The organism is Paraburkholderia sp. XV (assembly GCF_020177535.1).
Classification (GTDB): domain Bacteria; phylum Pseudomonadota; class Gammaproteobacteria; order Burkholderiales; family Burkholderiaceae; genus Paraburkholderia; species Paraburkholderia caribensis.
In genome coordinates this window covers 1-7290 of sequence record NZ_JAGUUD010000209.1, presented here as the reverse complement: position 1 = coordinate 7290, position 7290 = coordinate 1, and the positions used below count along the sequence as shown (strand labels likewise).

General features: G+C 62.0%; 6 protein-coding genes. 3 read left to right on the top strand and 3 right to left on the bottom strand.

Annotated features, from left to right (window positions below; genetic code table 11):
• Window positions 1-282: 282 nt before the first annotated feature.
• From KFO72_RS40850 to KFO72_RS40840, 3 genes are all read right to left on the bottom strand, one after another.
• Window positions 283-1893 carry an FMN-binding glutamate synthase family protein gene (locus KFO72_RS40850; RefSeq protein ID WP_225034479.1) on the bottom strand — a complete coding sequence of 537 codons (1611 nt, stop codon included), beginning with the start codon at window positions 1891-1893 and terminating at the stop codon, window positions 283-285.
• Between the two features lie 297 nt (window positions 1894-2190).
• The gene (gene mnmA, locus KFO72_RS40845; protein ID WP_176956797.1) at window positions 2191-3342 is read right to left on the bottom strand and encodes a tRNA 2-thiouridine(34) synthase MnmA; all 1152 of its coding nucleotides are present in this window, start codon (window positions 3340-3342) and stop codon (window positions 2191-2193) included.
• 41 nt (window positions 3343-3383) lie between these two features.
• Complete coding sequence (locus tag KFO72_RS40840) at window positions 3384-3881, bottom strand: NUDIX hydrolase (protein ID WP_060599693.1); 498 nt, start codon at window positions 3879-3881, stop codon at window positions 3384-3386.
• Window positions 3882-4169: 288 nt separating this feature from the next.
• On the opposite strand from KFO72_RS40840, the gene KFO72_RS40835 reads away from it, so the two are divergent.
• From KFO72_RS40835 to KFO72_RS40825, 3 genes are read left to right on the top strand one after another with little or no spacing between them, the layout of a single operon-like run.
• Window positions 4170-5312, top strand: coding sequence for a Re/Si-specific NAD(P)(+) transhydrogenase subunit alpha (locus KFO72_RS40835; RefSeq protein WP_060599694.1), 1143 nt, complete (start codon window positions 4170-4172; stop codon window positions 5310-5312).
• A 17-nt stretch (window positions 5313-5329) separates the two neighbouring features.
• On the top strand, window positions 5330-5662 hold the full coding sequence (locus tag KFO72_RS40830) for an NAD(P) transhydrogenase subunit alpha (RefSeq protein WP_054928941.1): 333 nt from the start codon (window positions 5330-5332) through the stop codon (window positions 5660-5662).
• Entirely contained in the window at window positions 5663-7114 is a 1452-nt protein-coding gene (locus tag KFO72_RS40825; RefSeq protein WP_054928940.1) for an NAD(P)(+) transhydrogenase (Re/Si-specific) subunit beta, read from the top strand.
• The last annotated feature ends 176 nt before the right edge of the window (window positions 7115-7290 follow it).

The window sequence follows — 7290 nt, the reverse complement described above, 5'->3', positions numbered from 1 at the left end:
CCCCGCACAGGGGCGACGCTTGAAGCACGCTAACAATTCGCGGATGCCAGCGAAAAGGCAAACGGCGGATGCCAGCGAAAGCAAAGGCAAACCGCGGATGCCAGCGCAAAGACCAAAACACCAAACGGCGACGCGCGAAGCGCGCTAACAATTCGCGGATGCCAGCAAAAACACAGGGCAAACAACCCAGCATCGCACACGACCAAAAGCAAGCCCCGCTCAGGGGCAAGCAACACTAGCAAACCAGAACCGCATCACGGATGCCCGCCAAAACCCCCAGCGTCACACAACACCCACCTCGAGTTCCGGCGCAAACGAATCACTCCGCGCCACGGGCCACCATTTCTCATACAACGTATACCGATACTGCCCAACGAGCAGATCACCCGGTTCAAGATACTTCAGCAAATCCGACATCAGCCGCACTTCATACGACGACACCCGCCGCACGATATGATGCGCCCGCAGATCCGCCGGATGGCGCAAACCCGCGGCCTGGATGATCTCCTGCAGCGCATGCAACGTGTTGTGATGGAAGTTGAACACACGGTCCGATTTGTCGGTGACGATCAGCGCGCGCTGGCGCACCGGGTCCTGCGTCGCGACACCCGTCGGGCAGCGGCCCGTATGACACGTCTGCGCCTGAATACACCCCACCGCGAACATGAAGCCGCGCGCCGCGTTCACCCAGTCGGCGCCGATCGCCAGCGTCTTCGCGATATCGAAAGCCGTGATCATCTTGCCGCTCGCACCAATGCGGATCTTGTCGCGCAGCCCGATACCGACCAGCGTGTTGTGCACGAGCAGCAGCCCTTCTTGCAGCGGCACGCCGATGTGATCGGTGAATTCGAGCGGCGCCGCGCCCGTGCCGCCTTCCGCGCCGTCCACGACGATAAAGTCCGGCAAAATGCCCGTTTCCAGCATCGCCTTGGCGATACCGAAGAACTCCCACGGATGCCCGATGCACAGCTTGAAGCCCGTCGGCTTGCCGCCCGACAGGTTGCGCAGACGCTCGACGAATTCGAGCAGCTCACGCGGTGTCGAGAATTCCGAATGCGTGGCGGGCGAGATGCAGTCGCGGCCCATCGGCACGCCGCGCGTTTCGGAAATTTCCGGTGTGATCTTCGCGGCGGGCAGCACGCCGCCGTGACCTGGCTTCGCGCCTTGCGACAGCTTCACCTCGATCATCTTCACTTGCGGCTCGCTCGCCTGCTTCGCAAACTTGTCGGCGTTGAACGTGCCGTCGTCGTTGCGGCAGCCGAAGTAGCCCGACGCTATTTCCCAGATGATGTCGCCGCCATGCTCGCGGTGATACTTCGACATCGAGCCTTCGCCCGTGTCGTGCGCGAAGTTGCCTTTCTTCGCGCCGAGGTTCAGCGCCAGAATCGCGTTCGCGGACAGCGAGCCGAAGCTCATCGCGGAGATGTTGAAGATCGACATCGAATACGGCTGCGCGCGGTTCGCCCCGACGACGACGCGAAAGTCGTGGCCGTCGAGCCTGGTCGGCACGAGCGAATGGCTGATGAATTCATGGCCCGTCGCCTTCACGTCGATTTCGGTGCCGTAGGGCCGGCTGTCCACTTCGTTCTTCGCGCGCTGATAAACGATGCTGCGCTGCGCGCGCGAGAAGGGCTTTTCTTCCGTGTCGTCTTCGACGAAATACTGGCGGATCTCCGGCCGGATGAACTCGAACAGGAAACGGAAGTGGCCCCACAGCGGATAGTTGCGCAGGATCGCGTGGCGCTCCTGCGTCAGATCGTAAGCGCCGAGCACGACCAGCAGCACGGGCACGATGACCCACAGCCATGCGATGTGACCGGTTGCCGCGAGCGCAGCGCAGGCCGCGAGCAGCAGGATGGCACCCCACATCGCCAGATAACGTCGAGAAAACATGACAACTCCATTGCGGTGAATTCATCGCAGCGGAAGCATCCGGCGCAGCGGGCGTCGGCGTCTTCTCGTGAAAACAGCGGACGTCCGTGGGGATGGATCGCGCTGCGAAACGGTACAGCGGGTTGTTCTTGCCCAGTTAACGGCGCGTTCCACGGAACATGAAGCGAATCGTCAGCGCGCTGAAACGCGGGCGGCAGGACAACCGTCGCCCGGAAGATACAACGAAGCGGGAATCGGTGCAGCGATGTCGGCGGGAAAGGCTTGCGGAACGTGTCCGCGAGCCTTTCCTGGCAAGGCTCAGCGTGCCGTCAGCAGCGCCGCTTTCTGAGGCTGGCGGACGACCGGCTGCGCGGTGGCCGCGTGCTCGATGATGCCGCCGCCAAGGCACACGTCGCCATCGTAGAGCACGGCCGATTGCCCCGGCGTGACAGCCCATTGAGCGTCGGCGAAATGAAGGGAAAAGAGCGCGTTCGGGTCGGCGCCATCGGCAGCGCCGAACGTGCATGCCGCATCGGCCTGGCGATAACGCGTCTTCGCCGCGCACGCGTGGCCTTCCTCGGGCGCGTGGCCCGCGACCCAGCTCGTATTGCCCGCCGTCAGCGTATGGCTCAGCAGCCACGGGTGATCGTGGCCCTGCGCGACATACAGCGTGTTCGACGCGATGTCCTTGCCCGCGACGAACCACGGCTCGCCACTGCCTTCCTTGCTGCCGCCAAGGCCGATGCCCTTGCGCTGCCCGAACGTATAAAACGCGAGACCGATGTGCTCGCCGACCGTCTTGCCCTCGGTGGTTTTCATCGGGCCGGGTTTGGTGGGCAGATAGCGGTTCAGGAAGTCGCGGAAGGGCCGTTCGCCGATAAAGCAGATGCCCGTCGAGTCTTTCTTCTTCGCGTTCGGCAGGCCGATCTGTTCGGCGATTTCGCGCACTTTGGTTTTGGGGATTTCGCCGAGCGGGAACAGCGTCTTCGACAGCTGCGCCTGATTCAGGCGATGCAGGAAGTACGACTGGTCCTTCGTGTGGTCGAACGCCTTGAGCAGCTCGAAACGCCCGTCGGTCTCCCGCACGCGCGCGTAGTGGCCCGTCGCGATGGTCTCCGCGCCGAGCGACATCGCGTGATCGAGGAAGGCCTTGAACTTGATCTCGGCATTGCACAGCACGTCCGGGTTCGGCGTGCGGCCGGCCGAATACTCGCGCAGGAATTCGGCGAATACGCGGTCCTTGTATTCGGCCGCGAAGTTCACCGCTTCGACGTCGATGCCGATCAGGTCCGCGACCGACACGACGTCGATCCAGTCCTGACGCGTCGAACAGTATTCGCTGTCGTCGTCGTCTTCCCAGTTCTTCATGAACAGGCCGACCACGTCGTAACCCTGTTCCTTTAGCAGCCATGCCGTCACGGACGAATCGACGCCGCCCGACATGCCTACCACCACTTTCTGTTTGCTCATGTGAATCTGCCTGACTGCTCTTGTGTGCCGAAGCACGCGTTCTATCGGGAGGGCCCGACCGAATGCGTTTGCACGAAGTCGAGCGGGAAACGCCGGCCTGCGAGGTAATCGTCGATACATTGCATCACGAGCGGCGTGCGATGCCGCTCGGGGCATGCGCGCAATTCGTCGGCGCTCATCCAGACGGTGCGAACGATATCGGGATCGAGCGCGCGGGCCTCGGGAGGTTCGCCGTGCGTCGAGCCGCAATACGTGAAGCGCAGATACGTGACGCCATCCTGCGGGCCGTCGACGGTGTCGGGCCGGCTGAAATGCGTCATGTAGACACCGACCAGCGCCGCGGGAACGAATGACTGCGCCGTCTCTTCGAGCGTTTCGCGGACGACGGCTTGCGTCAACGTCTCGCCCGCTTCCAGATGTCCGGCGGGCTGGTTCAGCCGCAGCCCGGCGGGCGTATGTTCTTCGACCAGCAGGAAACGCCCATCGCGTTCGACGACGGCCGCGACCGTGACATGCGGAGCCCAGGTTTCCGGTTTCATGGGACGCCATTTTACCGTTTATGGCCCGGGCTTGCCGGTGCCCGCGAAGATCGGCGGCTCTCCGCCTAGCACATAACGATGCAAAAGGCACGGAAAGACACAAGGATCGTGTTCCTGAATACCGGGATCGTTACCAATTTCGATCCGCCCCTGGACTTCGGTTAAAGTGGACATCGTGGCTGAAGCCCCAGCCGTGCGTAGCCGTTGCACTTGCCTTTTGCATTGCCGGCGTTGCCCTTCGTCGGCGATTCCAGATTTTCATAACAGGATGGTCGAGGAGGATTCACGATGCACATCGGAGTGCCAGCCGAGACGCGGCCGTACGAAACACGCGTCGCCGCGACGCCCGAGACGGTCAAGAAGTACGTGTCGCAGGGCCACAGGGTTACCGTACAGAGCGGCGCAGGAACGGCCGCGAGCTATCTGGACGACGCGTACGCAGCTGCGGGCGCAGAACTCGTCGATGCGCCAGTCGCATTCGGCGCAGACATCGTTCTCAAGGTTCAAAGCCCCACCGATTCAGAACTCCCGCTTCTTAAACGAGGCGCGGTGCTGGTCGGCATGCTGGAGCCGTTTAATGTCGAGAACGCATCAAAGCTTGCAGCCGCAGGAATAACTGCGTTCGCGCTCGAAGCCGCGCCGCGTACGACACGTGCGCAAAGCCTCGACGTACTGTCGTCTCAAGCCAACATTGCGGGCTACAAAGCGGTGTTGCTCGCCGCCGATCTTTACCCGCGCTTCATGCCGATGCTGATGACGGCGGCGGGCACCGTGAAAGCGGCGCGCGTGCTGATTCTTGGCGCGGGCGTAGCCGGCTTGCAGGCGATCGCGACTGCGAAGCGCCTTGGCGCCGTGATTGAAGCGTCGGACGTGCGTCCTGCCGTGAAGGAGCAGATCGAGTCGCTTGGCGGCAAATTCCTCGACGTGCCTTACGAAACCGATGAGGAACGCGAAGCGGCCGAAGGCGTCGGCGGTTACGCGCGGCCGATGCCGCCATCGTGGCTTGCGCGCCAGTCCGCGCTGGTTCACGAACGGGCGAAGCAGGCCGACATCGTGATCTCCACCGCGCTGATTCCCGGCCGTGCCGCGCCGACCCTGATCTCCGTCGAAACCGTGCAGGCGATGAAACCGGGCACGGTGCTCGTCGACCTCGCAGCGGGACGCGGCCCCGAGTATGAAGGGCAGCGCGGCGGCAACTGTCCGCTGACGGAGGCCGACAAGGTCGTCGTCAAACATGGCGTGACGATCGCGGGGTACACGAATCTCGCGTCGATGGTCGCGTCGGACGCCTCGGCACTGTACGCACGCAATCTGCTCGACTTCATGAAGCTGATCGTCACGAAGGAAGGCACGCTCAATATCGATCTCGCGGACGACATCGTCGCGGCCACGCTGGTGGCGCGCGACGGCGAAGTCACGCGCAAGGCGTAAGAAATAGGAGACTGGTGATGGAAGTCATCAACCATACCGTGATCAACCTGATCATTTTCGTGCTGGCGATCTACGTCGGCTACCACGTCGTCTGGAACGTGACGCCGGCGCTGCATACGCCGCTGATGGCCGTGACCAACGCGATTTCGGCCATTGTGATTGTCGGCGCGATGCTCGCGGCGGGCCTCACAGTCGGCGGCACGGGCAAGTTCTTCGGCACGATTGCCGTGGCGCTTGCGGCGGTGAACGTGTTCGGCGGGTTCCTCGTCACGAGGCGAATGCTGGAGATGTTCAAGAAGAAGGAGCCGAAGAAGATCGCGGCTCCTGGCGGTTCGAAGGAGGGTGCGTAAATGAGCCTCAACGTCGTTACGCTCCTTTATCTGATCGCCTCCGTCTGCTTCATTCAGGCGCTCAAGGGGCTGTCTAATCCGAAGACGGCGCGAACGGGCAACGTGTTCGGCATGGTCGGCATGGCGATCGCCATTCTGACGACTGTCGCGTTGATCTCGAAGCAGGCTGCGCTCCTTGGCTCGAACCTCGCGCTTGGGCTGTCGCTGGTGTTCGTCGCGCTGGTGGTCGGCGGCGCGATTGGCGCATTCGTCGCCGCGCGCGTCGAGATGACGAAGATGCCTGAACTCGTCGCGGCGATGCACTCGCTGATCGGTATGGCGGCTGTGTGTATTGCCTATGCGGTGGTGTCGGAGCCGGCTGCGTTCGGCCTCGGCGCCGAGGAAGGCATCCCGGGCTTCCTGCCGTATGGCAACCGGATCGAACTGTTTATCGGCACCTTCGTTGGCGCGATTACGTTTAGCGGTTCGGTGATCGCGTTCGGCAAGCTGTCGGGCAAGTACAAGTTCCGGCTGTTCCAGGGCGCGCCTGTCGTCTATGCGGGCCAGCATCTGATCAACCTGCTGCTCGCGCTCGCGATGATCGGCTTCGGCGTGATCTTCTTCCTCACGCAAGCGTGGCTGCCGTTCATCATCATGACGTTGATCGCGTTTGCGCTGGGCGTGCTGATCATCATCCCGATTGGCGGCGCGGACATGCCCGTGGTCGTGTCGATGCTGAACTCGTACTCGGGCTGGGCGGCGGCGGGCATCGGCTTTTCGCTGAACAACGCGATGCTGATCATTGCCGGGTCGCTGGTGGGTTCGTCGGGTGCGATTCTGTCGTACATCATGTGCAAGGCGATGAACCGCTCGTTCTTCAATGTGATTCTGGGCGGCTTCGGCGGTGAGGCAGGCGCGGCGACGGCGGGCGGGTCGGCGGAACAGCGGCCTGTCAAGTCGGGGTCGGCGGAAGATGCGTCGTTCATGCTCGGCAATGCCGAAACCGTTGTGATCGTGCCGGGTTATGGGCTGGCCGTTGCGCGCGCTCAACATGCGCTGAAGGAGCTGACCGATCTATTGATCGAAAAGGGCGTGGATGTGAAGTATGCGATTCACCCTGTTGCTGGGCGTATGCCTGGGCATATGAACGTGCTGCTGGCGGAAGCTGAAGTGCCGTATGAGATTGTCCATGAAATGGAGGACATCAATGGCGAGTTCGGCCAGGTCGATGTGGTGCTTGTGCTTGGTGCGAATGACGTTGTTAATCCTGCGGCCAAGACCGATCCTAAGTCGCCGATTGCAGGTATGCCGATTATTGAGGCCTATAAGGCCCGGACTGTTATCGTGAATAAACGCTCGATGGCGGCGGGGTATGCGGGGCTCGATAATGATCTCTTCTATATGGATAAGACCATGATGGTGTTTGGCGATGCCAAGAAGGTGATTGAGGATATGGTCAAGTCTGTCGATTGAGGTTGGAGTGACGCGGAGGCGCTTTGGTTTTTTTGCGCCTTCGCGGCGCGGGCGGTTTTTTGTTTTTGCGGTGGAGTTCGCGGTTTGCTTTTGCTTTTGCTTTCGCTGGCATCCGCGAATTGTTAGCGCGCTCCACGCGTCGCCCCTGTGCGGGGCGGCACCTACTTTTCTTTGCC

Excerpts from the sequence above, each read along its gene's own strand:
- KFO72_RS40850 (WP_225034479.1), bottom strand. The coding sequence starts at position 1,893 with ATGTTTTCTCGACGTTATCTGGCGATGTGGGGTGCCATCCTGCTGCTC.
- mnmA (WP_176956797.1), bottom strand. The coding sequence starts at position 3,342 with ATGAGCAAACAGAAAGTGGTGGTAGGCATGTCGGGCGGCGTCGATTCG.
- KFO72_RS40840 (WP_060599693.1), bottom strand. The coding sequence starts at position 3,881 with ATGAAACCGGAAACCTGGGCTCCGCATGTCACGGTCGCGGCCGTCGTC.
- KFO72_RS40835 (WP_060599694.1), top strand. The coding sequence starts at position 4,170 with ATGCACATCGGAGTGCCAGCCGAGACGCGGCCGTACGAAACACGCGTC.
- KFO72_RS40830 (WP_054928941.1), top strand. The coding sequence starts at position 5,330 with ATGGAAGTCATCAACCATACCGTGATCAACCTGATCATTTTCGTGCTG.
- KFO72_RS40825 (WP_054928940.1), top strand. The coding sequence starts at position 5,663 with ATGAGCCTCAACGTCGTTACGCTCCTTTATCTGATCGCCTCCGTCTGC.